Annotated in this window: 24 protein-coding genes; 10 read left to right on the top strand and 14 right to left on the bottom strand. The window is 70.3% G+C overall.

What is annotated here, in order from left to right; genetic code table 11:
• Window positions 1-13 precede the first annotated feature (13 nt).
• The 8 genes from SSPS47_RS22360 to ychF all read right to left on the bottom strand — a co-directional run bounded on the left by SSPS47_RS22360 (window position 14) and on the right by ychF (window position 7245).
• The gene (locus tag SSPS47_RS22360; protein ID WP_164252606.1) at window positions 14-2572 is read right to left on the bottom strand and encodes a SpoIIE family protein phosphatase; all 2559 of its coding nucleotides are present in this window, start codon (window positions 2570-2572) and stop codon (window positions 14-16) included.
• 146 nt (window positions 2573-2718) lie between these two features.
• Window positions 2719-3144, bottom strand: coding sequence for an ATP-binding protein (locus SSPS47_RS22355; protein ID WP_164252605.1), 426 nt, complete (start codon window positions 3142-3144; stop codon window positions 2719-2721).
• A gap of 89 nt (window positions 3145-3233) precedes the next feature.
• Window positions 3234-3653: an NUDIX domain-containing protein gene (locus SSPS47_RS22350; protein WP_164252604.1), complete on the bottom strand. Its 420-nt coding sequence runs from the start codon at window positions 3651-3653 to the stop codon at window positions 3234-3236.
• A gap of 66 nt (window positions 3654-3719) precedes the next feature.
• Window positions 3720-3899, bottom strand: a complete 180-nt coding sequence (locus SSPS47_RS22345) for an SPOR domain-containing protein (protein WP_164252603.1) — start codon at window positions 3897-3899, stop codon at window positions 3720-3722.
• A gap of 268 nt (window positions 3900-4167) precedes the next feature.
• Window positions 4168-4920, bottom strand: a complete 753-nt coding sequence (locus SSPS47_RS22340) for a GntR family transcriptional regulator (RefSeq protein ID WP_164252602.1) — start codon at window positions 4918-4920, stop codon at window positions 4168-4170.
• A gap of 168 nt (window positions 4921-5088) precedes the next feature.
• The gene (locus tag SSPS47_RS22335; RefSeq protein WP_164252601.1) at window positions 5089-5571 is read right to left on the bottom strand and encodes a cupin domain-containing protein; all 483 of its coding nucleotides are present in this window, start codon (window positions 5569-5571) and stop codon (window positions 5089-5091) included.
• 112 nt (window positions 5572-5683) lie between these two features.
• Window positions 5684-6049 (bottom strand): hypothetical protein, encoded by a 366-nt coding sequence (locus SSPS47_RS22330; RefSeq protein WP_164252600.1) that lies wholly within the window; start codon window positions 6047-6049, stop codon window positions 5684-5686.
• 107 nt (window positions 6050-6156) lie between these two features.
• Window positions 6157-7245, bottom strand: coding sequence for a redox-regulated ATPase YchF (ychF, locus tag SSPS47_RS22325; RefSeq protein ID WP_078075279.1), 1089 nt, complete (start codon window positions 7243-7245; stop codon window positions 6157-6159).
• A 243-nt stretch (window positions 7246-7488) separates the two neighbouring features.
• Between ychF and SSPS47_RS22320 the strand changes: the two genes are divergently transcribed.
• Window positions 7489-8133: a DUF6542 domain-containing protein gene (locus SSPS47_RS22320; RefSeq protein WP_239065019.1), complete on the top strand. Its 645-nt coding sequence runs from the start codon at window positions 7489-7491 to the stop codon at window positions 8131-8133.
• Between the two features lie 194 nt (window positions 8134-8327).
• On the opposite strand, the gene SSPS47_RS22315 is transcribed toward SSPS47_RS22320, so the two are convergent.
• Together SSPS47_RS22315 and SSPS47_RS22310 are read right to left on the bottom strand one after the other, a co-directional pair.
• Complete coding sequence (locus SSPS47_RS22315) at window positions 8328-9065, bottom strand: ROK family protein (protein WP_147874045.1); 738 nt, start codon at window positions 9063-9065, stop codon at window positions 8328-8330.
• 34 nt (window positions 9066-9099) lie between these two features.
• The gene (locus SSPS47_RS22310; RefSeq protein ID WP_147874046.1) at window positions 9100-10128 is read right to left on the bottom strand and encodes a 4-hydroxy-3-methylbut-2-enyl diphosphate reductase; all 1029 of its coding nucleotides are present in this window, start codon (window positions 10126-10128) and stop codon (window positions 9100-9102) included.
• An 85-nt stretch (window positions 10129-10213) separates the two neighbouring features.
• On the opposite strand from SSPS47_RS22310, the gene SSPS47_RS22305 reads away from it, so the two are divergent.
• The 4 genes from SSPS47_RS22305 (at window position 10214) to SSPS47_RS22290 (ending at window position 14184) form a co-directional block, all read left to right on the top strand.
• Complete coding sequence (locus SSPS47_RS22305; protein ID WP_239065018.1) at window positions 10214-11728, top strand: APC family permease; 1515 nt, start codon at window positions 10214-10216, stop codon at window positions 11726-11728.
• A 108-nt stretch (window positions 11729-11836) separates the two neighbouring features.
• A complete protein-coding gene (gene xseA, locus SSPS47_RS22300) occupies window positions 11837-13045 on the top strand; it encodes an exodeoxyribonuclease VII large subunit (protein WP_147874047.1) in 1209 nt (402 codons plus the stop codon).
• Window positions 13046-13114: 69 nt separating this feature from the next.
• A complete protein-coding gene (locus SSPS47_RS22295) occupies window positions 13115-13372 on the top strand; it encodes an exodeoxyribonuclease VII small subunit (RefSeq protein ID WP_164252599.1) in 258 nt (85 codons plus the stop codon).
• Between the two features lie 221 nt (window positions 13373-13593).
• Window positions 13594-14184, top strand: a complete 591-nt coding sequence (locus SSPS47_RS22290; RefSeq protein WP_164252598.1) for a malonic semialdehyde reductase — start codon at window positions 13594-13596, stop codon at window positions 14182-14184.
• 81 nt (window positions 14185-14265) lie between these two features.
• Here SSPS47_RS22290 and SSPS47_RS22285 read toward each other — a convergent pair whose 3' ends face one another.
• A complete protein-coding gene (locus tag SSPS47_RS22285) occupies window positions 14266-14874 on the bottom strand; it encodes a DUF4245 domain-containing protein (RefSeq protein WP_164252597.1) in 609 nt (202 codons plus the stop codon).
• Window positions 14875-14996: 122 nt separating this feature from the next.
• On the opposite strand from SSPS47_RS22285, the gene glpX reads away from it, so the two are divergent.
• Complete coding sequence (glpX, locus tag SSPS47_RS22280) at window positions 14997-16028, top strand: class II fructose-bisphosphatase (protein WP_147874051.1); 1032 nt, start codon at window positions 14997-14999, stop codon at window positions 16026-16028.
• 129 nt (window positions 16029-16157) lie between these two features.
• Here the strand turns inward: glpX and SSPS47_RS22275 are convergent, their stop codons facing one another.
• Together SSPS47_RS22275 and SSPS47_RS22270 are read right to left on the bottom strand one after the other, a co-directional pair.
• A complete protein-coding gene (locus SSPS47_RS22275) occupies window positions 16158-16532 on the bottom strand; it encodes a WhiB family transcriptional regulator (RefSeq protein ID WP_164252596.1) in 375 nt (124 codons plus the stop codon).
• Window positions 16533-16820: 288 nt separating this feature from the next.
• Window positions 16821-17486: a DUF1707 domain-containing protein gene (locus tag SSPS47_RS22270; protein ID WP_164252595.1), complete on the bottom strand. Its 666-nt coding sequence runs from the start codon at window positions 17484-17486 to the stop codon at window positions 16821-16823.
• Window positions 17487-17686: 200 nt separating this feature from the next.
• Between SSPS47_RS22270 and SSPS47_RS22265 the strand changes: the two genes are divergently transcribed.
• On the top strand, window positions 17687-19369 hold the full coding sequence (locus SSPS47_RS22265) for a fumarate hydratase (RefSeq protein ID WP_164252594.1): 1683 nt from the start codon (window positions 17687-17689) through the stop codon (window positions 19367-19369).
• 76 nt (window positions 19370-19445) lie between these two features.
• On the opposite strand, the gene SSPS47_RS22260 is transcribed toward SSPS47_RS22265, so the two are convergent.
• Window positions 19446-20996 carry a ricin-type beta-trefoil lectin domain protein gene (locus SSPS47_RS22260; protein ID WP_164252593.1) on the bottom strand — a complete coding sequence of 517 codons (1551 nt, stop codon included), beginning with the start codon at window positions 20994-20996 and terminating at the stop codon, window positions 19446-19448.
• A gap of 106 nt (window positions 20997-21102) precedes the next feature.
• Between SSPS47_RS22260 and SSPS47_RS22255 the strand changes: the two genes are divergently transcribed.
• The 3 genes from SSPS47_RS22255 to SSPS47_RS22245 all read left to right on the top strand — a co-directional run bounded on the left by SSPS47_RS22255 (window position 21103) and on the right by SSPS47_RS22245 (window position 25709).
• On the top strand, window positions 21103-22488 hold the full coding sequence (locus SSPS47_RS22255) for a class II fumarate hydratase (protein WP_164252592.1): 1386 nt from the start codon (window positions 21103-21105) through the stop codon (window positions 22486-22488).
• A 138-nt stretch (window positions 22489-22626) separates the two neighbouring features.
• Window positions 22627-23301, top strand: a complete 675-nt coding sequence (locus SSPS47_RS22250) for a DUF402 domain-containing protein (RefSeq protein ID WP_164252591.1) — start codon at window positions 22627-22629, stop codon at window positions 23299-23301.
• A gap of 482 nt (window positions 23302-23783) precedes the next feature.
• The gene (locus tag SSPS47_RS22245) at window positions 23784-25709 is read left to right on the top strand and encodes a SpoIIE family protein phosphatase (RefSeq protein WP_164252590.1); all 1926 of its coding nucleotides are present in this window, start codon (window positions 23784-23786) and stop codon (window positions 25707-25709) included.
• The last annotated feature ends 108 nt before the right edge of the window (window positions 25710-25817 follow it).

The following is a 25817-nucleotide window of genomic DNA, read 5'->3' as shown; positions in this document are numbered from 1 at the left end:
CCGGAGTCCGGGATCAGAACATGCTGAGGAGCTGTTCGACGGTGGGCTCCGCCGTCGAGTCCCCGTCGGGCAGGGCGAGTTCGAACCAGACCGTTTTGCCACGCGGGGTCCGGCGCGATCCCCAGGCCGCGCTGAGCAGCCCGACGAGCTGGAGCCCGCGACCGCCTTCGTCGGTGTCGCGCGCCCGACGCCTGCGCGGCTGTACGAGGCCCGCGTCCCACACCTCGCAGACGAGCGTGCGGTCGCGCAGCAGTCGCAGCCTGATCTCACCCTCGCCATAGCGCATCGCGTTGGTGACCAACTCGCTGACGAGCAGTTCGACGGTGTCCACCAGCGGTTCGAGGCCCCAGGAGAGGAGCTGGGCGCGGGCGACCTCGCGGGCGCGGCCGACGGAGCGTGGCTCGCGCGGCAGTTGCCAGTCGCCGACGGCGTCGGCGGGCAGGCCCTGTATTCGGGCCATCAGCAGCGCGATGTCGTCCTCACCGTGCCGGGTGTCGAGCGTGTTGAGTACGTGGTCGCAGACGTCTTCCAGAGGCCGTACGGGATTGGTGAGCGCCCGGCGGAAGGCGGTCAGCCCTTCATCGATCGGATGGTCTCGGGATTCGATGAGGCCGTCCGTGTAGAGGGCGAGCAGCGCGTCTTCCGGAAGCTCGACCTCGACCTGTTCGAACGGCTCACCGCCGACGCCGAGGGGCATCCCGGGCGGTACGTCGAGGAGCAGCGCCTCCTCACCGGGTTCGACGAGGACGGGAGGGGGGTGTCCGGCGTTGGCGAAGGTGCAGCGGCGGGTGACCGGGTCGTAGACGGCGTAGACGCAGGTCGCGAGATAGACCTCGGAGAGGTCGGCGTCCCGCGACTTGTGGGCGACGCGGGAGGCCTGCTGGGCGCCGCTCGGTGTGCCGAGGCCGCGGGCGATCTCGTCCAGCGCGGAAAGGACCTCGGCGGGCTCCAGGTCGAGCAGTGCCAGCGTACGTACGGCGGTGCGCAACTCGCCCATGGCCACGGCGGCGCGCAGTCCGCGGCCCATGACGTCGCCGACGACGAGCGCGGTCCGGTGACCCGGCAGTTCGATGACGTCGAACCAGTCGCCGCCGACCTCGGTGGCGGTGTTGCCCGGCAGATACCGGCAGGCGATGTCCAGCCCGGCGGCCTCGGGGTCGCCGGGCGGGAGCAGACTGCGCTGGAGTATCAGCGCGCGTTCGTGCTCCCTCCGGTAGAGGCGGGCGTTGTCGATACAGACGGCGGCGCGCGCCGCGAGTTCCACCGCGAGGGCGCGGTCCCGTTCCCCGAAGGGCTCGCTGCCCTTGGTCCGGGAGAACTGGGCGAGGCCGACGACGGTGTCGTGGGCGACCATCGGCACGGCGAAGGTGGACTGGATGAGGCTGCCGGCCCCGCCGGGGACCGTCTGGACGCGGGCGGTGCGCAGAGCGTTCGCGCAGGGCGAGCTGAAGGGATACCGGTGGACGGAGCCGACCGAAGGTGGCTCGACCTCTCCTTCGCCCGTCAGGTCCACTCCGAGCAGAGGCGCGTCGGCCACGGCGCTGGCGAAGGCGACGCGCCGCAGGGTGGCACTGCCGCCGCCGGACTCGGAGCCGGTGGAGCCGCCGCGTCCGGGCGGAGCCTCGTCGCCGGTCAGCAGCCCCTGGTAGAGGTCGACGGACGCGAGGTCGCAGAAGCCGGGGACGGCGACGTCGAGGAGTTCCTTGGCGGTGGTCTCCAGGTCGAGGGAGTTGCCTATCCGGGCGCTCGCCTCGTTGAGGATCGCGAGGTTGCGGCGGGCGCTCGCGGCTTCACGTGCGGCGATCTGACGGCGTGTGACGTCGCTGCCGAGGCCGGCGACGCCTATGGTGCGGCCGGCTCCGCTGAGCACGCGGTAGAGGTTGACCGACCAGTGCCTGCGTTCCTTGCTGCCCGGGGCGACGCCGACTATCTGGATGTCGGTGGCGGGGTCGCCGGTCTCCAGGACCCTCTTGAGGGAGGCACTCAGCCGTTCGGCTTCGGGGCGGGAGAGGTAGTCGTGGACGGTGCGCCCGCGGTGTTCGTCCGCCGCGCCGCCGAAAACCGCGGCGAATCGCTGATTGGCGCGCTTGACGGTGAGGTCCGTGCCGAACAGCACGAAGCCGAAGGGAGATTGGCCGAAAATAGCCTGCGAAGAGGCGAGTTCCGTCTCGATCTGACGCAGCGCGCGGACGTCCACGACGATGCAGAGCGCGGCCCGTTCACCGTTCTCCGTCTCACTGGGCATCACATAGATCTCGGCGAGGCCGTGAAGCCCGAGTTCGCCCGGCACCTGGAACGGGACCAGCCCGGTCCACTCCTTGCCGTCCAGGATCTCGGCGATCTTGCTGCGCCCTCGGGAACGCAGGTCGGAAGGCACGAACACCTCGACCGGGTCCTTGCCCCTGACCTCGTCCGGGGCGATCCCGAACAGCTCGGCGGCTCGAAGACTCCACTGGTCGACCAGCCCGTCGGGGCCGATCGAGAAGGAAGCGACCCTTATGTAGTCATAGATCGAGCCGGGTGGACTGCTCTGCCACACGACGTCGCCCGCCGTTCCAGATATCTCGCTCACGCGACCGTCCCCTCCAGCTCACGCACCGGACCGGCCATCCCCGCAGTATTCAGCACTACGGCCCAGACAGGTACGGCGTTCACGATCACAGCACTGTCTCGTTCTTTTTGAGCCGAGAACCACGTGATCGTTGTCCCTCCACACTCCTAACCAGGGAGCGGCAGCTCGAACCACACCGTCTTACCCGTCCTCCCCCGGCGTGTACCCCAACGGCGCGCGGAGCAAGCGACGAGCTGGATACCGCGACCCCCCTCGTCATCGGGGCCGGGAGACCGCGCGGTCGGCGGATCGGGGAGCGGATCGGACACCTCCACCAGCAGTGCGGCACCGGTGAGGCCCGCGGGGCATACGGAAACAACAGCCAGCCTGACATCGATCGGGCCAGACGTGTACTGCGAGGAGTTGGTAACCAGCTCACTGACCAGCAGAACGGCCGAGTCGCGTACGTGGTGGTCGAGACGCCAGACGTCGAGGGTGTCGCGTACCGCGTGGCGTGCGGTACGTACGGCATCCGGCTCGGCAGGGAAGGTCCACTCGGCGTAGGTGCTCTCCACCTCGGTCAAGCCGACCACTTCCCCAGACTGACAGCAGGCCCATGCCCTTTATAGGGGGGTTGGTCAGCACATACCCGAAATCCGAGAGGAAGTATCTTGACGGAGGCTCACGTCAGCTCCCCCGCGTCCCTGAGGTCGTCGAAGAGAAGCTGGTCGACGGGGGCGACCAGGGCCCGGTCGCCGTAGGAGAGCCAGCGGATCTCCTCGATCTCGTTGCTGGCGGCCGGCGTACCCCGGTAGTCACCGGAGTAGCAGCTCATCCGGACGACGACACCGTCCGGCTGGCCGTGGGCCTGGGCCTCGTACGTACCCAGATGGGCCGTCGTGGCCGGGAGGACGGCCACGGCCAGCTCCTCCTCGACCTCGCGGACCAGGGTCTCCAGATCGGTCTCCGCGCCTTCGCGCTTGCCGCCGGGGATGTAGAACACATCCTTCCCACGAGAACGCGCGCAGAGGATCCTGCCCTGCTCCACTCGGACCCACGCGACTGTGTCGATCAAGACCGTTGCAGCTCCGCCCTCACTCATGCGCCGGAGCGTAGCGCGGTGGACGGCGCGCGTACGACGAGGGGTGACGGTCCGGAGTCGACGAGGTCAGCCGCCGGTCTGCCCCAGGCGCTCGACCCAGTAGAGCTGCTTGTGGCCGTTGCCGCCGAGGCCGTCGGCGATCTTCTGCGCCTCGTCCTTCGTGGCGTACCTGCCCACGCGGTACCGGTTTCCGTTGTCGTCCTGACGTATCACCAGCCAGGGAAGTACAGCGCCGCCGTCGGTCATCGCGCCCCTCCCGCCATCGGCCCGCACCACTCGGACGATCTCCCGGTAACCCCGATCCGCATATGCCCGACCCTACGCCTGACCTTCACTCAGCGGATGCGTGTTTGTACAAAGAGGTACACATCTGGCCAAGAAGATTCGGATCCACCGGGACGCGCCCGTGAAGGCGTTCGCCATCTCCCGTTGCCCGAAGCCCTGTTGGGGCGACACATCATGGTCGCGGGCAAAGGGAGGGGGTCGCTTCGATCAGCCGGCGCTCATCGGACCGTCATCTGACCGGAAGGTGATAGGCGATGCGATATCGGTCCGCCGGCACAACCATGTCGGCCGTTTCGACCGCGCGGCCCGACGCGTAGTACGTCCGCTCCAGGACCATCACCACATGGCCGGGCACACCGCCGAGCGGCAGGAGCTCCTCCGCCAGCCCCGGACGCGCGCCGACCTCCTCGACCACGTTGTCCACCACGATGCCGATGGCCGCCATCCGCTCCACGACCCCGCTGCCCCCGAGCGGCCCCTCTTCGGGGAGCATCACCGGGGTGCGCCCGGTGACCTCCAGGGGCTCCCAGGACGTGGAGAGCATCATCGGCTCCCCCGCGTCCCTGAAGACATAGCGCGTGCGCATCGCCGGGTCGCCCGGCTGTATGCCGAGGCGTGTGGCGATCTCCGGCGCCACCGCGTCCCGCTCGCTGCTCGACTCCCACGTACCGCGCACCCCGTCGTCCGCCTGCTCCTGCCGGAAGGGGTTGGCGCCGGATGACGGCCGGTAGCCGGAGCGGGCGATACGACGCGGCACGGGCCGCTCGCGAACGTAGGTCCCCGACCCGGACCGGCCCTCGACCAGCCCCTCCGCCATCAGCACCTTGCGGGCTTCCAGGGCAACCGTGTCCGAGACGCCGTACTCCTCGCGGATCCGGGCCTGGGACGGCAGTCGGGTGTGCGGCGGCAGAGCACCGTCGACAATCTTCCGCCGAAGATCACTCGCGACGCGCAGATAGGCCGGCTGCTCACCGAATACCACGGGCCACTCCCAACAGGTTGACAGACAGCAACACCCTGGCAACCGTTGGTTGTTGACCGCAAGCATGGGCCATGACATCACCCCGAGTGAGTACGAGCACTCCTAGCAGGGGCTTTGCCACGGATACGGCTCCGCGAAGAGGACCGGGAATGCGCGCCGCCGGGGTCGTCAGTCAACCCAGTACGTGTCGTGCCTGATGAAGAACGCGGTGCGCTCCTCGTCCGTCATCCGGCCGACCGTGGACACCTTCTCGAAGTACTCCTCGCGAGGGGCTCCGGGCGCGAAGAGGATGAGCGTGGAGGCGGGCGCGTCCGAGTCGTTGCGGAAGCCGTGCAGGCCGCCAGGCGGCACGTAGAGGAAATCGCCCTTCTCCGCCTCGATCCAGCGCTCTCCGTCGTACAGCCGGACCGTCCCGTCGAGGATGTAGAACGACTCCGAGATCGTCTTGTGGAAGTGAGTGCTCGGGCCGCCTCCCCTGGGCACCATGTCCATCCGGTAGAGCCCGAACTCACCACCCGTGGACACACTGGAGGCCACGAAGTGCGTCTCGGTGCCCGAGGGGGACCGCACGTCGGCGGGGGTGTCCGCGGGCCGGAAGACCGCGTTGACCTCGCCCTTGTCCCCGAGGTGACGGGGTTCCGGGTACGACATGTGCCACTCCTTCAACGCGACGCCACGACGCGACGCCGGCCGGTCGCGCCGACAGCCATCATGCCCGCCGCGCGTTCTCCCCTCCCGGGAAAACGGCCGAAGTCACGGTCGTTCACCAGGAGTCACCACGCGTGAACCGATCCGTACGCATCTCCAGCCACTCCCCGCACCCCCAGGCGACGGCCGCCAGCACGAGCAGCACGGCCACGGCCGCCATCCGGTCCCGGGCCCGCAACACACCGCCCACCAGGGCCCAGACCCCCAGCGCGAGAGCGGGCGCACCGAAAACGATCACCGGACCGTCGAGGTAGAGCAGGCTCAGGTCCCGCTCGCCCTCGAACCCTCCACGCAGAGCGGGCGCGGCCCCGACGCCCCACGCGACAACCCCCGTGACAGACCCGGCGGCGACGGCCAGACACCCGGCCCAGCCATGCGTCTGCCGCGCCTCTGTACGCGCTGTCCTCGATGGTGTGGTCACACCGACCACAGACGCGCCGCGCCGCCCCACCGGTTCCGGAACCGGTGGGGCGGCGCGGCGGCGGGGCGGCGGGGCGGCGGGGCGGCGGGGCGCGAACGTGCTGGAGCTCAGACGTTGAAGCGGAACTCCACCACGTCGCCGTCCTGCATCACGTAGTCCTTGCCCTCCATGCGGGCCTTGCCCTTGGCGCGGGATTCGGTGACCGAGCCCGCCTCCACCAGGTCGGCGAAGGAGATGACCTCCGCCTTGATGAAGCCCTTCTGGAAGTCGGTGTGGATCACACCGGCCGCCTCGGGGGCCGTCGCGCCCTTCTTGATCGTCCAGGCGCGGGTCTCCTTCGGGCCTGCCGTGAGGTACGTCTGGAGGCCCAGGGTCGCGAAGCCGACGCGGCCGAGGGTGGCCAGGCCGGGCTCGTCCTGGCCCATGGACTGGAGCAGTTCCAGGGCCTCGTCGTCGTCCAGTTCGATCAGTTCGGACTCGATCTTGGCGTTCAGGAAGATCGCCTCGGCCGGGGCCACCAGGGCGCGCTGTTCGTTCTTGAAGTCCTCGTCGACCAACTCGTCCTCGTCGACGTTGAAGACGTACAGGAAGGGCTTGGTGGTGAGCAGGTGCAGCTCGTGGAGAAGCCGGCCCTTCTCCGTGCCCGCCGAGATACCCGCGGCGAAGAGGGTCGTGCCGGCTTCGAGGATCTTCTGAGCCTCCTCGACCGCCGCCAGGACGGCGACCTTCTCCTTCTGGAGGCGGGACTCCTTCGTCAGCCGCGGGACGGCCTTCTCGACCGACTGGAGGTCGGCCAGGATCAGCTCGGTGTTGATCGTCTCGATGTCGTCCTTCGGCGAGACCTTGCCGTCGACGTGTACGACGTTCTCGTCCTTGAAGGCCCTGATGACCTGGCAGATGGCGTCGGACTCGCGGATGTTCGCGAGGAACTTGTTGCCGAGGCCCTCGCCCTCGGAGGCGCCGCGCACGATGCCCGCGATGTCGACGAAGTCGACCGTCGCCGGAAGGATCTTCTGGGAGTCGAAGATCTTGGCGAGGACGGCCAGCCGGGGGTCGGGGACACCGACGACGCCGACGTTGGGCTCGATCGTGGCGAACGGGTAGTTGGCCGCCAGCACGTCGTTCTTGGTCAGGGCGTTGAAAAGGGTCGACTTGCCGACATTCGGCAGACCGACGATTCCGATCGTGAGCGACACGTTGGCGACTTCCTGAAGTGAGGACTGGCTGAGCCTGTACGGCCGGACGGCCGGTACGGCCCGGATGCGGGCCGATCCCCCAGTTTACGGGCGGGCCGTCCCGGCGGCCGACGGCAGTCGGTACGGCAGATGGCGGCACCCGTCGGCGCGACACGCCCAGCGTCCGTCGAACGCAACGCCAAGGTCGCCCAAAGGGCGTGTCCATCGCCTGAATCCGACACCCATGCGACCTAGGTTGTTCCGGTGGAGCAGCACAGGACACGTCCCCCCCAGCGCCGGCCGCGGCCGCCGCAGAGCCCTCTCAGTCCGCGGGGCGCCGTCACCGACACCGCCGCCGTCTACCGGGTCCCGGCGCCGACCGGGCGCCGGGTGCCGCCTGTCGTGCTCACCCTGCGCAGACTCCCGAATCCCCGGCTGACCGGCCTGGGCGCCGGGCTGTTCGCCGCCGCCACGATGTTCGTGATCGGGTGCCTGGACCAGTTGCTGTTCGACGGTGAGCCCCTGGTCTACGGGCTGCTGTTCCTCCCGGTCAGCGCCTTGACCGCGTTCTGGGTGCGGACCGCCGATCTGGTGACCGCCCCGATCAGCGTGCCGATCGCCTTCGCCTTCGGCACCGTCCCGATCTCCGGCGGGACGAGCGGCATCGGCGGTCAGACGATGGCCGTCGTCACCGCGCTGGCCGTTCAGGCGGGCTGGCTGTACGGCGGCACGCTCGTGGCCGGGGTCATCGCCTCCGTACGGAAGGTCCGCCAGATGGGCCGCCGCCAGCGCGCACGCGACGCCGCCGCCCGCGGGGCCGGTCCGGGCGCGGGAGCGGGTTCGAAAGCGAGTGCCGGAGCGGGTGCGGCGGCGAAGGCGGGCACGAGCGCGATCGCGCGCCGGGGCTAGGGTCTGTCGTTTGGATCAGGCCGGATCAGGGAGCGGGGTCTGGTGCGTGCGATCGCAAGGCGGAGGATCGTGCTGGACGTACTCGGACGGCGGCGAGGTGCCGGCGTCCCGGCCCTCGAAGATCCGCCCGACAAGGCCTGGGTCGTGGCGTCCGAGTGCCGGACAGGCTTCGGCGGCCTGCCCGGCCCTTCGGGTCAGCGTTCCGCGGCTGTCATCGCGGCTCCCACGATCCCCGCGTTGTTCTGAAGCTGCGCCGGGACGATCTCCGCCTTGATGTCCTCGATCAGATGAACGAACTTGTCCGCCTTGCGGCTCACCCCGCCGCCGATGATGAACAGCTCCGGCGAGAACAGCATCTCCAGATGCGCCAGATACTTCTGCACCCGGTGCGCCCAGTGGTGCCAGCTCAGGTCGTGGTCGTCCTTGGCCTTCGTCGACGCGTGCTTCTCCGCGTCGTGGCCGTTCAGCTCCAGATGACCCAGCTCGGTGTTCGGGACGAGTGTGCCGTCGATGAACAGGGCGCTGCCGATCCCCGTACCGAAGGTCAGCAGGAAGACGGTGCCCCGCCGGCCCTTGCCCGCGCCGAAGGTCATCTCGGCCACGCCCGCCGCGTCCCCGTCGTTGAGGATCGTGACGGGCAGCTTCAGCCGGTCGCCGAGCAGTTTGCCGGCGTCCATGTCGATCCAGCGCTTGTCGACGTTCGCGGCCGTGCGGACGACCGAGCCCGTGACCACTCCCGGGAAGGTGATGCCGACCGGGCCGGACCAGCTGAAGTGCTCGACCACCTCGGCGACGCAGCCGGCCACCTCGTCGGGTGTGGCCGGCTGCGGGGTGAGCACTTTGTGGCGCGGCTCTGCCAGTTCACCGCGCTCCAGGTCCACGGGCGCGCCCTTGATGCCAGAGCCGCCGATGTCCACTCCGAAGACGTTCATGGACGCAACGTTACGGGGAGATGACCGCGCTGCCCTACTTCTCGGCCAGGGCGGCCGCCTCCGCGCGCAGGTCACGGCGGAGTTCCTTCGGCAGCGAGAAGACGATCGACTCCTCGGCGGCCTTGACGATCTCGACGTCTTCGAAGCCGTGGCCGGTGAGCCACTCCAGGACACCTTCGACCAGGATCTCGGGGACGGACGCGCCGGAGGTGACACCGACCGTCGTGACGCCTTCCAGCCACGCCTCGTCGATCTCGTCGGCGGAGTCCACCAGATGCGCGTCGCGGGAGCCCGCGCCGAGGGCGACCTCGACCAACCGTACCGAGTTGGACGAGTTCTTCGACCCGACGACGATGACCAGGTCCGCGTCGGCGCCCATCTGCTTGACGGCGATCTGCCGGTTCTGTGTGGCGTAGCAGATGTCGTCGCTCGGCGGCGAGATCAGCAGCGGGAACTTCTCCTTGAGCTTGTCGACGGTCTCCATCGTCTCGTCCACGGAGAGGGTCGTCTGGGAGAGCCAGACGACCTTGGACTCGTCGCGCACCTCGACGTTGGCGACATCGCCGGGTCCGTCGACCAGCGTGATGTGGTCGGGGGCCTCGCCGGAGGTGCCGATCACCTCTTCGTGGCCGTCGTGGCCGATCAGCAGGATGTCGTAGTCGTCGTTGGCGAAGCGGACGGCTTCCTTGTGGACCTTGGTGACCAGGGGGCAGGTCGCGTCGATGGTCGCGAGTTTGCGGTCGGCGGCCTCGTCGTGGACGACGGGGGCCACTCCGTGCGCGGAGAACATGACGATCGATCCCTCGGGGACCTCCGCCGTCTCCTCGACGAAGATCGCGCCCTTCTTCTGAAGGGTCTGCACGACATACTTGTTGTGGACGATTTCGTGGCGGACATAGATCGGTGCCCCGTACTGCTCCAGGGCTTTCTCCACGGCGATCACGGCACGGTCGACGCCGGCGCAGTAACCACGGGGCGCGGCGAGCAGGACGCGTTTGCCGGCGCGGCGCGCGGCGTCTCCACTCGGGGTGGCGGCGGGCGACGGGCTGGGCGTAGCAGTCATGCTCACCATCGTAAGGCCGTCCAGAAGAGGCGGAAGATCGCCCGCCGGGCCGAGACTGGGCCTACGTGATCGACGGAGGGACGCCATGGCCGACAGCGGTGCGGGCGATGCGGACGGTACGGGCGGCGCGGGAAGTACGGGCGGCACCGGCAAAACGGGCGGAACGAACCCGCGTACGGGCGGCGGCGACGGCTTCGGCCGCGGGTCCGAGCCGGACCTGGGTCCGGACGGACCCTCAGATACGGGCGGCGGCGGGGGCGCGGACGCCGTGGGCGGACTGCGGCGGACTCTCGGGTTCCGGGATCTCGTCGTGTACGGGCTCCTCTTCATCGCGCCCATGGCGCCCGTCGGTGTGTACGGCACGCTGGACGCCAAGTCGCACGGGGCCGTGGCGCTCGTCTACGTCTTCGCCACCGTCGCGATGGCGTTCACGGCCTTCAGTTACGCGCAGATGATCCGGGTCGCGCCGCAGGCCGGTTCGGTCTTCGCCTACGCCCGCAAGGGGCTCGGAGAGGGGCCGGGATTCATCGCCGGGTGGATGGCGATGCTCGACTACCTCCTGATCCCCGCCGTCGCGTATCTCTTCGCCGGGATCGCGATGGAGGCGCTGGTGCCCTCCGTCGACCGGTGGATCTGGACGGGGCTCGCCGTCGTGATCACCACGCTGCTCAATCTCTGGGGTGTACGGGCGGCCGCGCGTGTCGGCTTCTTCGTGCTCGCGATGGAGATCGTGGTGCTGGTGGTGTTCCTGGTGTCGGCGATCGTGGTGCTCACACAGGACGGCGCGACACGCGGCTGGCTGTCACCGCTCACGGGCGATCTGACCTTCTCACTGACGGCGGTGCTCAGCGGGGTGTCGGTCGCCGTGCTGTCGTATCTGGGCTTCGACGCGATCGCCTCGTTCGCCGAGGAGGTGACGGGCGGTTCGCGGAAGGTGGCTCGGGCGGTGCTGTTCTGTCTGGCGCTCGCCGGTGTGCTGTTCGTGGCGCAGACGTACCTCGTGGCGCTCCTCGAACCCCTCAGCTCGGCGGAGTTGGCCGCCGACCCGACGAAGCAGGGGTCGGCCTTCTACGACGCGGTGGACGCCTCCGTAGGAACGTGGCTGCACGATCTGGTCGCGGTGAGCAAGGCGATCGGCGCCGCGTTCGCCGCGCTGGCGGGTCAGGCCGCCGCCGCCCGGCTGCTCTTCGCGATGGGCCGGGAGCGGCGGCTGCCGCGGCTGCTGTCCCGTACGGACGCGGGCACGCCCCGCGTGGCGCTGCTGCTCGCGGCGGTGGTGACGCTGATCGCCGCCGTTTGGGCGGCCAGGAACGACAACGGGCTGGACCATCTGGTGTCGGTGGTCGACATCGGGGCCCTGACGGCGTTCATCCTGCTGCACGCGTCGGTGGTCGGGTGGTACGCGGTACGGCGCATGGAGGGCCCGCCACGGATCCTGGCGCATGTGGTGGCGCCGGTGGTCGGCGCGGGTGTGCTGGTCGCCGTGATCGTGGAGGCGGCCGAGTCGGCGCAGGTGGTGGGCGCGATCTGGCTGGCGGTGGGGCTGGTGGTGCTCGCGATCCAGTGGCGTCGTCGCACGCTGACGCGGAAGGCTCCGTAGGTTCCGACCTGTGCGGGTCCTTCTTCGCTCCCGTACGTCCCGTAGGGACGGGGCGGGCGCTTCGCGGCGTGGACCGCGTTGTCGGAGGCGGCCGATACGCTCGACGGCATGGCTCTCAACACGTCCGCGGAAGCCCCGCTGCCCGTCGGTGAGGTGTCGCGACTCATCGGCGGCTGGATCGACCGGCTCGGCGCCATCTGGGTCGAGGGACAGATCACCCAGCTGTCGCGCAGGCCGGGTGCCGGGGTCGTGTTCCTGACGCTGCGCGACCCGTCGTACGACATCTCGGTGAGCGTCACTTGCTACCGGCAGGTCTTCGACGCGATCGCCGACGTCGTGTCCGAGGGCGCGCGGGTCGTGGTGCACGCGAAGCCGGAGTGGTACGCGCCGAGGGGGCAGTTGTCGCTGCGAGCCGCCGAGATAAAGCCCGTCGGCATCGGCGAACTGCTCGTCAGGCTGGAGCAGTTGAAGAAGTCCCTCGGCGCCGAAGGGCTGTTCGCCGCCGATCGCAAGCGGCCGCTGCCTTTTCTTCCGCAGCTGATCGGGCTCGTCTGTGGCCGGGCGTCGGCGGCCGAGCGGGATGTCCTGGAGAACGCGCGACGGCGCTGGCCCGCCGTCCGCTTCGAGGTCCGCAACACCGCGGTACAGGGTGTCAACGCGGTGAGTCAGGTCGTGCAGGCGGTCAAGGAGCTGGACGATCTGCCCGAGGTCGATGTGATCATCGTGGCGCGTGGCGGCGGCAGTGTGGAGGATCTGCTGCCGTTCTCGGACGAGCAGTTGGTACGGGCGGTGGCCGACTGCCGTACGCCCGTCGTGTCGGCGATCGGCCACGAGCCGGACTCCCCGCTGCTGGACCTCGTCGCCGACGTACGGGCGTCGACGCCCACGGACGCGGCGAAGAAGACCGTGCCGGACGTCGGCGAGGAGCTGGACCGTGTGCAGGCGCTGCGGGACCGGGCGCTGCGGACGGTGCAGGGGCTGCTCGACCGGGAGGAGCGCGGGCTCGCGCACGCGCTGGCCCGGCCGGTGATGGAGCGCCCGCAGCGGATGGTCGAGGAGCGCGAGAGCGAGATCGACGCGCTGGCCGACCGGAGCCGGCGGGTGCTGCGGCATCTGCTGGACCGCGCGGACTCCGAGCTGTCGCACACCCGGGCGAGGGTGGTCTCGCTCTCGCCGGCGGCGACCCTGGAGCGCGGATACGCGGTGCTCCAGCGGCCGGACGGGGCCGTCGTCCGCTCCCCGGCGGAGGTCTCGGCGGACCAGGAGCTCCGGGCCAGGGTGGCGGAGGGCGAGTTCACGGTGCGCGTCTCCGAATGAGCCGCAGGCGCACGACGCACGCATTTCCTCAACGATTCGTTGTCGCAGACCGCATTTAGGGTGGATCACATGGCCAAGAAGGACAGCGGGACAGCAACGGCCGCCGGGGCGGACGCGCCCGGCTACGAGCAGGCGCGGGACGAGCTGATCGACGTCGTGCGCCGCCTGGAGACCGGCGGTACGACGCTGGAGGAGTCGCTGGCCCTGTGGGAGCGGGGCGAGGAGCTGGCCAGGGTCTGCCGCCGCTGGCTGGACGGCGCCCGCGCCCGCCTCGACGCCTCCCTGGCGGATCCGGCACCGGCCTCCGGCCCGGACGACCGGGGCTGAAGGCCGGGGATTGACGGCCTCGGCCGGCCCCGGCCGGTAGTCCCTGTCCGGCGCGCAGGGGCCCATCGGGCGGCGGCCGTCGGAGCGCCCCTTGTCAACATCGTGTGAAGCGAGTCACCGCAGCCCCGGTTTTAGTTGAAAGTTAATACATCCCGGCGTACGTTGACGGAGACGTTTGATCGATCATTCGGTCCGTCTGCCCGTTCGGAAGGTACGCCCAGATGTCCCTCGTTCTTGACCCGGCCGCCCAGGACCTCCTCTTCCGTGAGGCCCGCACCGCCAACACGTTCACCGACGAGCCGGTGACCGAAGAGCAGATCCAGGCGATCTACGACCTCGTGAAGTTCGGTCCCACCGCCTACAACCAGACGCCGCTGCGCGTCGTCATGGTCCGCTCCCCCGAGGCCCGCGAGCGGCTCGTCCAGCACATGAGCAACGGCAACAAGCCCAAGACGTCCACCGCCCCGCTGGTCGCGATCTTCGCCGCCGACAACGAGTTCCACGAGGAGCTCCCCGAGCTCTTCCCGGCCTTCCCCGCCGCCAAGGACGCGATCTTCTCCCAGCGTCCGGTGCGCGAGCAGAACGCCGGTATGAACGCGGCGCTCCAGGCCGCCTACTTCATCGTCGGCATCCGCGCCGCCGGTCTGGCCGCGGGCCCGATGACGGGCTTCGACCACGCCGGCGTCCAGAAGGAGTTCCTGGACGGCGACCACACGCCCCTGATGGTCGTGAACATCGGCAGGCCCGGCGACAACGCCTGGTCCGCGCGTTCCCCGCGCCGGTCGTACGACGAGGTCGTCACGACCGCCTGAGGGGCCGGGCCCCTTTCACGCACGACGAGGAGGCCGCCGTCCCTCCGGGGGACGGCGGCCTCCTCGTCGCTCTCGAACCGCTCAGGCCTCGCCGGATCCGGCGTCGGCGTCGGACCCTGCGTCGGTGTCTGTGCCGGTGTCGGCGTCTGTGCCGGTACCGGCAGCCGGCGCCTTGTCGGACTCCAGCGACTCCGCCATCTCGACGAGCCGCTCGTACGGCGCCGTACCCGTCACGACCGTCGTCGCCCCGTCGGCGGACCGCACCAGGGCGTCGTACTTCGGCCCCTCCCACCGCTGCCAGGTCTCGCCGCCCACCCGCGCGGTCTTCCCGGTGTCCTCGGCGTGGTGCGTGACGTCGGCGATGTACTTCCGCGCCGGCGCCGTCGACTGCTCCACGGCCACGTACTCACGGCCGGGGTCGAGGAAGCCGAGATGCCAGGAGTTACCGTCCTGCCTCGCGTACGACACGGATGTCGGCTTCCATGTCTTGGGGAGACCCTTCGGGGCCAGCACCGGGTACGGGGCGGCTCGCTGCGCCGTCACCAGCTCGACCCGGTAGTCGACCGCGGGCAGGGGATCCGCGTCCTCGTCGTGCGGATTGGCCACGTAGAAAACCCCCGCGACGGCGACGACGACCGCCATCGACAGGAACATGCTCCGCACCGTCTGATTGCCTCGCTTCGCTGCCACCTTCCTATGGTCCCATCAAGGGTTCATGCTCATACGTGGGCCCCTCTGCTCACTTTATCGACGTACCGATAGAGTCACAGCACCCTCATTCCGGCCGTCGCCGTACAGAAAGGTGCGTTCCGATGACCGAGCATCAGCTCCCGTCCCCGCTGGAGGTCTCTCCCGAGGCCCCCGACCGCAACCTCGCGCTCGAACTCGTACGGGTCACCGAGGCCGCCGCCATGGCGGCCGGACGCTGGGTCGGACGCGGCGACAAGATCGGCGCGGACGGCGCGGCCGTGAACGCCATGCGCACCCTCGTCTCCACCGTCTCGATGAACGGCGTCGTCGTCATCGGTGAGGGCGAGAAGGACGAGGCCCCGATGCTGTTCAACGGGGAGCGGGTCGGCGACGGCACCGGCGCCGAGGTCGACATCGCGGTGGACCCGATCGACGGCACCACCCTCAACGCCAAGGGCATGCCCAACGCCATCGCCGTGCTCGCGGCGGCCGACCGGGGCGCCATGTTCGACCCGTCGGCGGTCTTCTACATGGACAAGCTGGTGACCGGGCCCGAGGCCGCCGACTTCGTCGACATCAACGCCCCCGTCTCGGTCAACATCCGCCGTGTCGCCAAGGCCAAGCACTCGTCCCCCCAGGACGTCACGGTCGTCATCCTCGACCGCCCCCGCCACGACGACATCGTCAAGGAGATCCGCGAGACGGGCGCGCGGATCAAGTTCATCTCGGACGGGGACGTGGCCGGCTCGATCATGGCCGTGCGCGAGGGCACCGGCGTCGACCTGCTGATGGGCATCGGCGGCACCCCCGAGGGCATCATCTCGGCGTGCGCGATCAAGTGCCTCGGCGGGACCATCCAGGGCAAGCTCTGGCCGAAGGACGCGGCCGAGCGGCAGCGGGCGCTCGACGCGGGACACGATCTGGACCGGGTGCTGTCGACGGACGACCTGGTCAGCGGCGACAACGTGTTCTTCGTCGCGACGGGCATCACGGACGGCGAGTTGCTGCGCGGGGTGCGGTACCGCTCGGAGACCGCGACCACCCAGTCGATGGTGACGCGTTCGAAGTCGGGCACGATCCGGCAGATCGACTCGACGCACCGGCTGTCGAAGCTGCGCGCCTACAGCACGATCGACTTCGACCGCGCGAAGTAGCGGTACGCGTACGTACACGCGCTCGGCCCCGGCTGACCGGTACGCCGTGTTCGGTACGCGTGGATCCGGGGCGCTCCTCATGTGCGGCAGGGGCGCCCCGGTCACATCCGAACGAAGGCGGAAGGGCGGTCAGCCCGCCGCGGCGATCCGGCCCGCGGCCGACGCCGCGTTCCGCAGCTCCACCTCACGGCGCCTGCGGCGCGCGAGGGCCACACGGCGCTCGGCGGCGGTCAGCCCGCCCCACACTCCGTACGGCTCGGGCTGGAGCAGGGCGTGTTCCCGGCAGTCGACCATGACCGGACAGCGCGCGCAGACCCGCTTCGCGGCCTCCTCACGCGCCAGCCTCGCGGCCGTCGGCTCCTTGGATGGGGCGAAGAACAATCCGGCTTCGTCCCGGCGGCACACCGCCTCCGAATGCCAGGGTCCGGCCTGATCCTCCCGAGCGGGACTCCGCTGGGGCGGTACGGCGGCGACCTGCAGGGGCTGATGCGGCAATGGCAGCACGGTCCACTCCTGACGACGGCTTCGCGAGCGAGAGGCGATGCAGCAGTCCCTACCCGCTGTGCGCACGCCTAAGCACTGAGTGGCACTGAGATGCGAGGTGCGGAACGCTGTGCGGAGCGGCTCGCGGGGTGTGAACACGTCGGCCCGGGTGGGGCGATGGCCCCGATGTCGCCCGTCCCGACCCCAAGCGGAAGCTGAAGCGGAAGGGATCGACAACCGGAAGACCGATGGCCGGTTGCCGATTGCCGGTCGCCGGTCGCCGGTCGCTCCGGGGCCCGGCCCCGCGGGTCAGTGGCCCAAGTGCTTGCGCAGCCGCCTGTTCAGGTCCGCGATGAACTTGCCCCGCTTCGGCTTGGCCTCGATGCTGCCGAAGACCGAGTATCCGTTGACGACCACGACCGGGGCCTCCGCGTCGGTGCCCTCCAACGTGCTGACCTCGAAGTTGCCGAAGATGCCGGTGCCGCCGCCGCGCAGGGAGATGTTCTCCGGGACCCGGACCTCGATCGAGCCGAAGATGGCGGTCGCGTTGATCACGGTCGTCCGCTGCGCGAAGATCGCCTCGGTGAGATCGATCTCGATGCTCCCGAAGAGCGCGAAGGCGTTCGTACGGCGGCCCACCCGCCAACGGCCCTTGCGGGTCGAGCTGCTGAAGATCGCGACCATGGACTCGGCGGGCTCGGTCTCGTTGTCGGGACCGTAGGTGTGCGCAGGGGCGGGGCGGGGGGTGGCGGACGTCGCGGGCAAGTCCCTGACCAGCGGCTCCAGTTCACCCATCGTCTTGGCGCGGTAGACGGCGTCGATCCGATCGGAGTGCTCCTCGGCGTCCAGCCGACCGAGCGCGAGGGCTTCCCTGAGGATGTCGGCGATCCGGTCCCGATCGGCGTCGGAGGCCCGGATACCGGCATGGGGCTCCGCCGGCGCGACCGGCTTCTGGGGGTGCTTTTCGAGGTCCACGGCAACAGAGTAGCGAAACGCGATAGATCGCGACTAGGGCCTGGCGGGCGCCACCGGGCGGTGTCGGCCGAGCGCGCGCCTTCCCGGCCGGCGCGCCCCCTCCTACTGAGTCTCACCTCACCCCTCCCGCCCGCGCGTCACGTCTTACGCTGAGAGGCGCGCTGTCCGACGAAGGGCAGCCGCCGTCTGCCGAGTGAGGAATGGCCGAAATGCCAGAGTTTGCGTACTCCGATCTGCTCCCTCTGGGAGAGGACACCACGCCGTACCGCCTGGTGACCGCCGACGGTGTCTCCACCTTCGAGGCCGACGGCCGTACGTTCCTCAAGGTCGCCCCCGAGGCGCTGCGCACGCTCGCAGCCGAGGCGATGCACGACATCTCGCACTATCTGCGCCCGGCCCACCTCACCCAGCTGCGCAGGATCGTCGACGACCCGGACGCGTCGTCGAACGACAAGTTCGTGGCGCTCGACCTCCTCAAGAACGCCAACATCGCCGCCGCCGGCGTGCTCCCCATGTGCCAGGACACCGGCACGGCCATCGTGATGGGCAAGCGCGGACAGAACGTCCTTACGGAGGGCGGCGACGAGGCGGCCCTGTCGCACGGCATCTACGACGCGTACACCAAGCTCAATCTGCGCTACTCGCAGATGGCCCCGCTGACCATGTGGGAGGAGAAGAACACCGGCTCGAACCTGCCCGCGCAGATCGAGCTGTACGCGACCGACGGCGACGCCTACAAGTTCCTCTTCATGGCCAAGGGCGGCGGCTCGGCCAACAAGTCGTTCCTGTACCAGGAGACGAAGGCCGTCCTGAACGAGGCCTCCATGATGAAGTTCCTGGAGGAGAAGATCCGCTCGCTCGGCACGGCGGCCTGTCCGCCGTACCACCTGGCGATCGTCGTCGGCGGCACCTCCGCCGAGTTCGCGCTCAAGACCGCGAAGTACGCCTCCGCGCACTACCTGGACGAGCTGCCCGCCGAGGGCTCCCCCGCCGGTCACGGCTTCCGGGACAAGGAGCTGGAGGAGAAGGTCTTCGAACTGACGCAGAGGATCGGCATCGGCGCGCAGTTCGGCGGCAAGTACTTCTGTCACGACGTGCGGGTCGTACGGCTCCCCCGGCACGGCGCCTCGCTGCCCGTCGCCATCGCCGTGTCCTGCTCGGCGGACCGCCAGGCGACCGCGAAGATCACCGCCGAGGGCGTCTTCCTCGAGCAGCTGGAGACCGACCCCGCGCGCTTCCTGCCCGACACCACCGACGAGCACCTGGACCGGAGCGGCGAGAGCGACGTCGTACGGATCGACCTGGGCCGGCCGATGGACGACATCCTGGCCGAGCTGACCCGGCACCCCGTCAAGACCCGGCTGTCGCTGACCGGAACGCTCGTCGTGGCGCGCGACATCGCGCACGCCAAGATCAAGGAGCGGCTGGACGCGGGCGAGGAGATGCCGCAGTACCTGAAGGACCACCCGGTCTACTACGCCGGCCCCGCCAAGACGCCCGAGGGCTACGCCTCCGGGTCGTTCGGCCCGACGACGGCGGGGCGCATGGACAGCTACGTCGAGCAGTTCCAGGCGGCGGGCGGCTCGAAGGTCATGCTCGCCAAGGGCAACCGCTCGAAACAGGTCACCGACGCGTGCGGCACGCACGGCGGCTTCTACCTCGGCTCGATCGGCGGCCCGGCGGCGCGGCTGGCGCAGGACTGCATCCGCAAGGTCGAGGTCCTGGAGTACGAGGAGCTGGGCATGGAGGCGGTCTGGAAGATCGAGGTCGAGGACTTCCCCGCCTTCATCGTCGTGGACGACAAGGGCAACGACTTCTTCACCGAGCCCGCGCCGGCGCCGACGTTCACCAGCATCCCGGTACGGGGTCCCGGTCTCGCGTAGACGGATGGCAGGACGCGTGCCGAAGCCCTCCGCACGGTCCGCGGAGGGCTTCGGCGCGCCTGCGCCGTTCAGTGGATCAGACGAAGCGCTGGTTCGCCGACCCGTCGCAGTTCTGGAGCCGCAGCGGGTCCTGCGCCGACGCCAGCGTCAGGCAGAGCGTGCCCGCCGACGCGGGGCGGATGGTGCCCGCCTCGCGCACGAACTTCTGGTTCTCGCCGCCGTGGCAGTCCCACAGCGTGACCGCGGTGCCCGCGCGGTAGGTCCCTGACGGGACGTCGACGCACCGGTCGTGGCTCAGCTCGCTGTGCAGCGACCGGGCGCCGGCGCCCGTGCCGGTGTCGTACCACCAGCCCTGGTTGCGCCCGTCGTTGCAGCCGTGGCCGGTGATCCCGGATCCGTTACGGGTCTTCGACGCGCTCACGTCGACGCAGGTACCGGTCCCGGCGTTCTTCAATGGCTGAAAAGCGTCGTCCCAGGCGCCCGGTTGGAGGACCGGCCGCCCCGTGCTCGCCGGATCGGCGCAACTCGCCTCGTTCAGGCCCGAGTCGTACAGCTGGGTGAGGCACGAGGCGAAAGCGACATGTCCGGCCGCGTTCGGGTGGAAGGACTGGCGGGCCGAATTCGCGTCCGGCGGGAAGGGGTTGCCGATGTCGATGAACAGGCCCCGTGCCCAGTCGTCGTCCGTGCACACCTCATGGCCGTGGAAGAGCCGCGAGTTGTCCAGGTAGACCGCGCCCGAATTCCTGGCGGCCTTGCGCACACCGCTCTGGAAGACGGGGACGGCACCGTCGCGCGCCCAGGCGGCGTCCTCGTCGTAGCCCGTGCAGCCGCCGGGGATCTTGCCGGGGAAGTGGGGATTGTCGGCGTAGTCGGGCGTGAGGGGGCCCGGGTAGCCCATCACGACGAGCTTGTAGTCGCCGTCGGCGTAGCCCGCGTCGCGCATGACGCCGCGCAGGTCCGCCACGGTCGACTCGACCTTCGGCACGAGCCCGTCGACCCGGGCCTGCCAGCCGGCCCGGTACTTGTTGACGCACGGCCCCTGGAAGGTGAACCAGCGCAGCACGCAGTCGGTGATCACCGGACCGAACTGGAGATCGTCGTTCGCGCCCGCCACCAGCAGCACCATCTTGATCCTGGTGTTGCGCGCCTTGATCGCGAGGCTGTCGCTCTGCACGAGTTCGTCGGCGAACTGCGCCGTGCCGCCGACGCGGATGTTGACGGTCGACGCGCCGGAGCAGGAGACGTTGTACGTGACGTCCGCCGCGATCCCGGTGCGGTGGATCGCCGAGTCGGGTGAGCGGTGGCACCAGTTGTCGGGCCCGTTCGTGCCCGGCTCGTAGTTGCCGACGCCCTCGCCGGAGATCTCACTGTCGCCGAGCGAGATGAGCCCGGTCCTGCGCTGGTCGAGCGGCCGTTCGGCGGGGGAGCCGTAGAGGCGGGTGGCCTCGGCCGCGCGTATCTCCTCCAGGGCGGGCGGCAGCGGGGTGGACGCACGGACGGAGGCGGGCGCGCCGGTGGGGGCGGACGCCTGGGCCGTGGGGGTAAGTGCGACAAGTCCGCCGACGACGGTCGCGAATGCGGCGAGCGTGGCGACGGTACTTCGGAACGTGGGTCTCGTACGTTGCATGGCCTCCCCGATCTCAGTGTTACCAGAGGTTTTTACTGGCGGGTAGGAGGCTTGGGAACACTCCGAACAAGACAATTGCTCAACTTCTGCAGGAGGTACGACCACAATGACGAACTACCGCGCCGAGTACGACTCCATGGGCGAGATCCAGGTCCCCGCCGACGCCAAATGGCGCGCCCAGACCCAGCGGGCCGTACAGAACTTCCCCGTCTCGGGCCGTCCCATCGAGCGCGCCCACATCGAGGCCCTGGCCCGTATCAAGGCCGCCGCCGCCACCGTCAACGCCGAACTCGGCGTGCTGGACGGGGACATCGCCGAGGCGGTGCGCGGCGCGGCGGCCGAGGTCGCGGAGGGCCGCTGGGACGAGCACTTCCCGGTGGACGTCTTCCAGACCGGCTCGGGCACCTCGTCGAACATGAACGCCAACGAGGTCATCGCCACTCTCGCCACCGAGCGCCTGGGCCGCGACGTGCACCCCAACGACCACGTCAACGCCTCGCAGAGCTCCAACGACGTGTTCCCCTCCAGCATCCACATCGCCGCCACGGCCGCCGTCACCGCCGATCTGATCCCGGCGCTCGCCCATCTCGCCGCCGCGCTGGAGCGCAAGGCCGAGGAGTTCGCGGACTTGGTGAAATCGGGCCGCACGCATCTCATGGACGCGACACCCGTCACGCTGGGCCAGGAGTTCGGCGGTTACGCGGCGGCCGTCCGGTACGGGATCGAGCGGCTGGAATCGGCGCTTCCGCGACTGGCCGAGCTGCCCCTCGGCGGTACGGCGGTGGGCACCGGCATCAACACCCCGCCCGGCTTCTCGGCCGCCGTCATCGCCGAGGTGGCCCGTACGACCGGGCTGCCGCTGACCGAGGCCCGCAACCACTTCGAGGCGCAGGGCTCGCGCGACGGGCTCGTGGAGACCTCGGGCCAGCTCCGTACCGTCGCCGTCTCACTCACGAAGATCTCCAACGATCTGCGCTGGATGGCGTCGGGGCCGCGCACCGGGCTGGCCGAGATCAATCTGCCCGATCTCCAGCCCGGCTCCTCCATCATGCCCGGCAAGGTCAATCCGGTGATCCCGGAGGCCGTCCTGATGGTGGCCGCCCAGGTCACGGGCAACGACACGACCGTCGCCACGGCGGGCGCCGCGGGGAACTTCGAGCTGAACGTGATGCTGCCGGTGATCGCCAGGAACCTCCTGGAGTCCGTACGGCTGCTCGCCAACGTCTCCCGGCTCCTCGCGGACCGCACCGTCGACGGCATCACCGCGAACGTGGAGCGGGCCCGGCTGTACGCGGAGTCCTCCCCCTCCGTCGTCACCCCGCTGAACAAGTACATCGGTTACGAGGAGGCGGCCAAGGTCGTCAAGAGGTCGCTCGCGCAGCGGCGCACGATCCGCGAGGTGGTGCTGGACTCCGGCTACGTGGAGCGCGGCGATCTCACGCTGGAGCAGCTGGACGAGGCGCTGGACGTCCTGCGGATGACCCACCCGTGAGAGTGGTCCCGGTGACGGCCCCTCCTCCCGGCGGGGTGCCTGGTACCGGGGCCGGGCGGCCGTGATCGGGACCGACAGGATCGAGCCGTCCGGGCGCACCTCACAGCGCCCGCGCCGCCTCCGCCCTAAGATCTGCGCATGACAGGTGCGGACGGCATTCGACACTGGGACCGGGGCGAGCGGATTCTCTGGCGCTACCGGGACAACGGCTCCGGCCATGTGCACATCTGCCGCCCGGTGACCGTCGTCCAGGACACCGACGACCTGCTGGCCGTGTGGATGGCGCCGGGCACCGAGTGCGTGAAGCCGGTGCTCGCCGACGGCACGCCCGTGCACCACGAACCGCTCGCCACCCGGTACACGGCCCCGCGCAGCACGGCTCGTGCCCACTGGGAGGGCACGGGTGTGCTGAAGCTGGCCAGACCCGACGAGCCGTGGTCGATCTGGCTGTTCTGGGAGCAGGGCTGGGAGTTCCGCAGCTGGTACGTGAACCTGGAGGAGCCGCGCCTGCGTTGGGCGGACGGCATGGACTCCGAGGACCACTTCCTCGACATCTCGGTCTACCCGGACCGCAGCTGGCTGTGGCGGGACGAGGACGAGTTCGCCGAGGCCCAGCGGGTCGGACTGCTGGACGCGGCCCAGGCGCTGCGCGTGCGGGAGGCCGGCAGTGCGGCGGTCGAGATGATCAAGGCGTGGGGGGCGCCCTTCGCCGACGGCTGGGAGAACTGGCGGCCCGACCCGCGGTGGTCGGTGCCCGAGCTTCCGGAGGGCTGGGACCGCGCCCCCGGACCGGCGAAGGTCCGGACCAGATGAGACAGAACGGCAGGTGGCCGCACCTACCTGGTGATCACCGGGGCGGGTTCGCCGACGTCGTGAGACCCTTGATGCGCCCCAGGGGTTGAAACGTAGGATCGTCCTCCGAGAGGCTGCCCGACCAACGCGCAGGCGGGGCAGCGGAGCTGACTTAAAGTCATGTCGCTGGACCACCGAGCCTCACGACGTACGACGCACGCCGGAACGACTCGCACGACCGACGAGCCGCAGACAGCCGCAGACAGCCGCAGGACAGCGCGCACCAGCCGCTGGACACCGACGAGGGGGAGAGCCATGCAGGACGCCTGCCGCCCTGGCATCCGCGCCCTCGGCGCCCGCGCGGGGAGCTTCCGGCGGAAGGTCCCGGTGACCGGCTGCGACGGCCCCTGCGGGGACAGACGCGGGACACCCTGGACGAGGGTGGCATCGCCAGTCGAATCGGTTGTCTCGCACCACCGGCCCGGACGGACGGAATCCCACGCGTGACGGAGCATCCCACCTCCCATGAAGGCCGGCAGCCCTTGGCTGCACGGTCCCAGGAACGCACCCGGCCGCGGCAGGAGGCGCCCGCCACCGCCGTACCGCAGCCGTCGGCGCCCACGCCCCCCGCGTCCGCGCAGGCCACCGTGCCCTCGCCCCCGCTGGACCCCGTGGGCGCAGCGCGCCGCGAGGGCGACCGGCTGCGCTTCGTGGGGGCCGCCACCCGCCGTATCGCCCGGGGCATCGATCTGGACGAGATCGTGCTCGGTCTGTGCCGGGCGACCGTCCCGACGTTCTCCGACGCGATACTCGTCTATCTCCGCGACCCGCTGCCCGTCGGCGACGAGCGCCCGATCTCGCCCTTCGTACTGAGGCTGCGCCGTACGGACCGGCTGCGGCTCACCGACGAGGACAGCGAGAGCACCGGCGGTACCGCCGCCGTGGGCATCCAGCTTCCGGAGTCCGAGGCCGGCCGGGTCCCGGTCCTGGACCCGCAGACCGATGTGATGCCCGCCGCGCAGCTCTGCGAGGTGGCGTCCGGCGGCGCGCTCTCCGAAGTCCTGCGCGGTGTCCGGCCGGTCTTCGGCGACTCCGCCGCCGCGCGCGCGGCGCTGCCGGAGCTGCTCGGTGGCGAGATGACCGTTCCGGGCGGCCGGCGCGCGATCCTGGCCCCGCTGCGCGGGCGGCGGCGCGTCATCGGCGCCGCGGTCTTCCTGCGGAGGCCGGACCGCCCCGCTTTCGAGCCCAACGACCTGCTGGTGGCCGCGCAGCTCGCCACGCACACCGCGCTCGGCATCGACAAGGCGGTGCTGTACGGCCGCGAGGCGTACATCGCCGACGAACTCCAGCGCACGATGCTCCCGGAGGGCCTGCCGCAGCCCACGGGCGTGCGGCTCGCCTCCCGCTACCTGCCCGCCGCCGAGACCGCTCGCGTCGGCGGCGACTGGTACGACGCGATCCCGCTGCCCGGCAGCCGCGTCGCCCTCGTCGTCGGCGATGTCATGGGCCACTCCATGACGTCCGCCGCGATCATGGGCCAGCTGCGGACGACCGCGCAGACCCTCGCCGGTCTCGACCTGCCGCCGCAGGAGGTCCTGCACCACCTCGACGAGCAGGCGCAGCGGCTGGGCACCGACCGGATGGCCACCTGCCTGTACGCCGTGTACGACCCGGTCTCGCACCGCATCACCATCGCCAACGCCGGCCATCCGCCGCCCATACTGCTGCACCTGGGCGGCCGGGCCGAGGTGCTGCGGGTGCCGCCCGGCGCCCCGATCGGCGTCGGCGGGGTGGACTTCGAGGCCGTCGAGCTGGACGCGCCGGCCGGGGCCACGCTGCTCCTGTACACGGACGGCCTCGTGGAGTCGCGGCTGCGTGACGTGTGGACGGGGATCGAGCAGTTGCGGGAGCGTCTCGCCGCGACGGCCCAGCTCACCGGTCCCGACCACTCGCCTCCTTTGGAGGCGCTGTGCGACGACGTGCTGGACGTGCTCGGCCCCGGCGACCGCGACGACGACATCGCGCTGCTGGCCGCCCGCTTCGACGGCATCGCGCCGAGCGATGTCGCGTACTGGTTCCTGGAGCCCGAGGACGCGGCGCCGGGACGGGCCAGGCGGCTCGCGCGGCGGGCGCTCTCGCGGTGGGGGCTGGAGGAGCTGAGCGATTCGGTCGAGCTGCTGATCAGCGAGGTCGTGACCAACGCGGTCCGGTACGCGGAGCGGCCCGTCACCCTGCGGCTGCTGCGGACCGATGTGCTGCGCTGCGAGGTCGGCGACGACTCGCCGCAGCTGCCGCGGCAGCGCCGGGCCCGTGACACGGACGAGGGCGGCCGAGGGCTGTTCCTGGTCAACCGGCTGGCGCGGCGGTGGGGCGCGACGCGGCTGTCCACCGGCAAGGTCGTCTGGTTCGAGATCTCGACGCGTCCGTAGGGCGGTGCGGGGCCGGTCCCGGTGTGGTTCCGGCCCCCGCCCCGACTCCTGTCAAATGTTGCCGACGATGTGTCGGCGGGTTTCACTGGGGCAGGCGGCCGGTACGAC

Source organism: Streptomyces sp. S4.7, assembly GCF_010384365.1.
In the GTDB taxonomy this organism is placed as follows: domain Bacteria; phylum Actinomycetota; class Actinomycetes; order Streptomycetales; family Streptomycetaceae; genus Streptomyces.
This window is presented reverse-complemented; position numbering and strand designations above follow the sequence as displayed.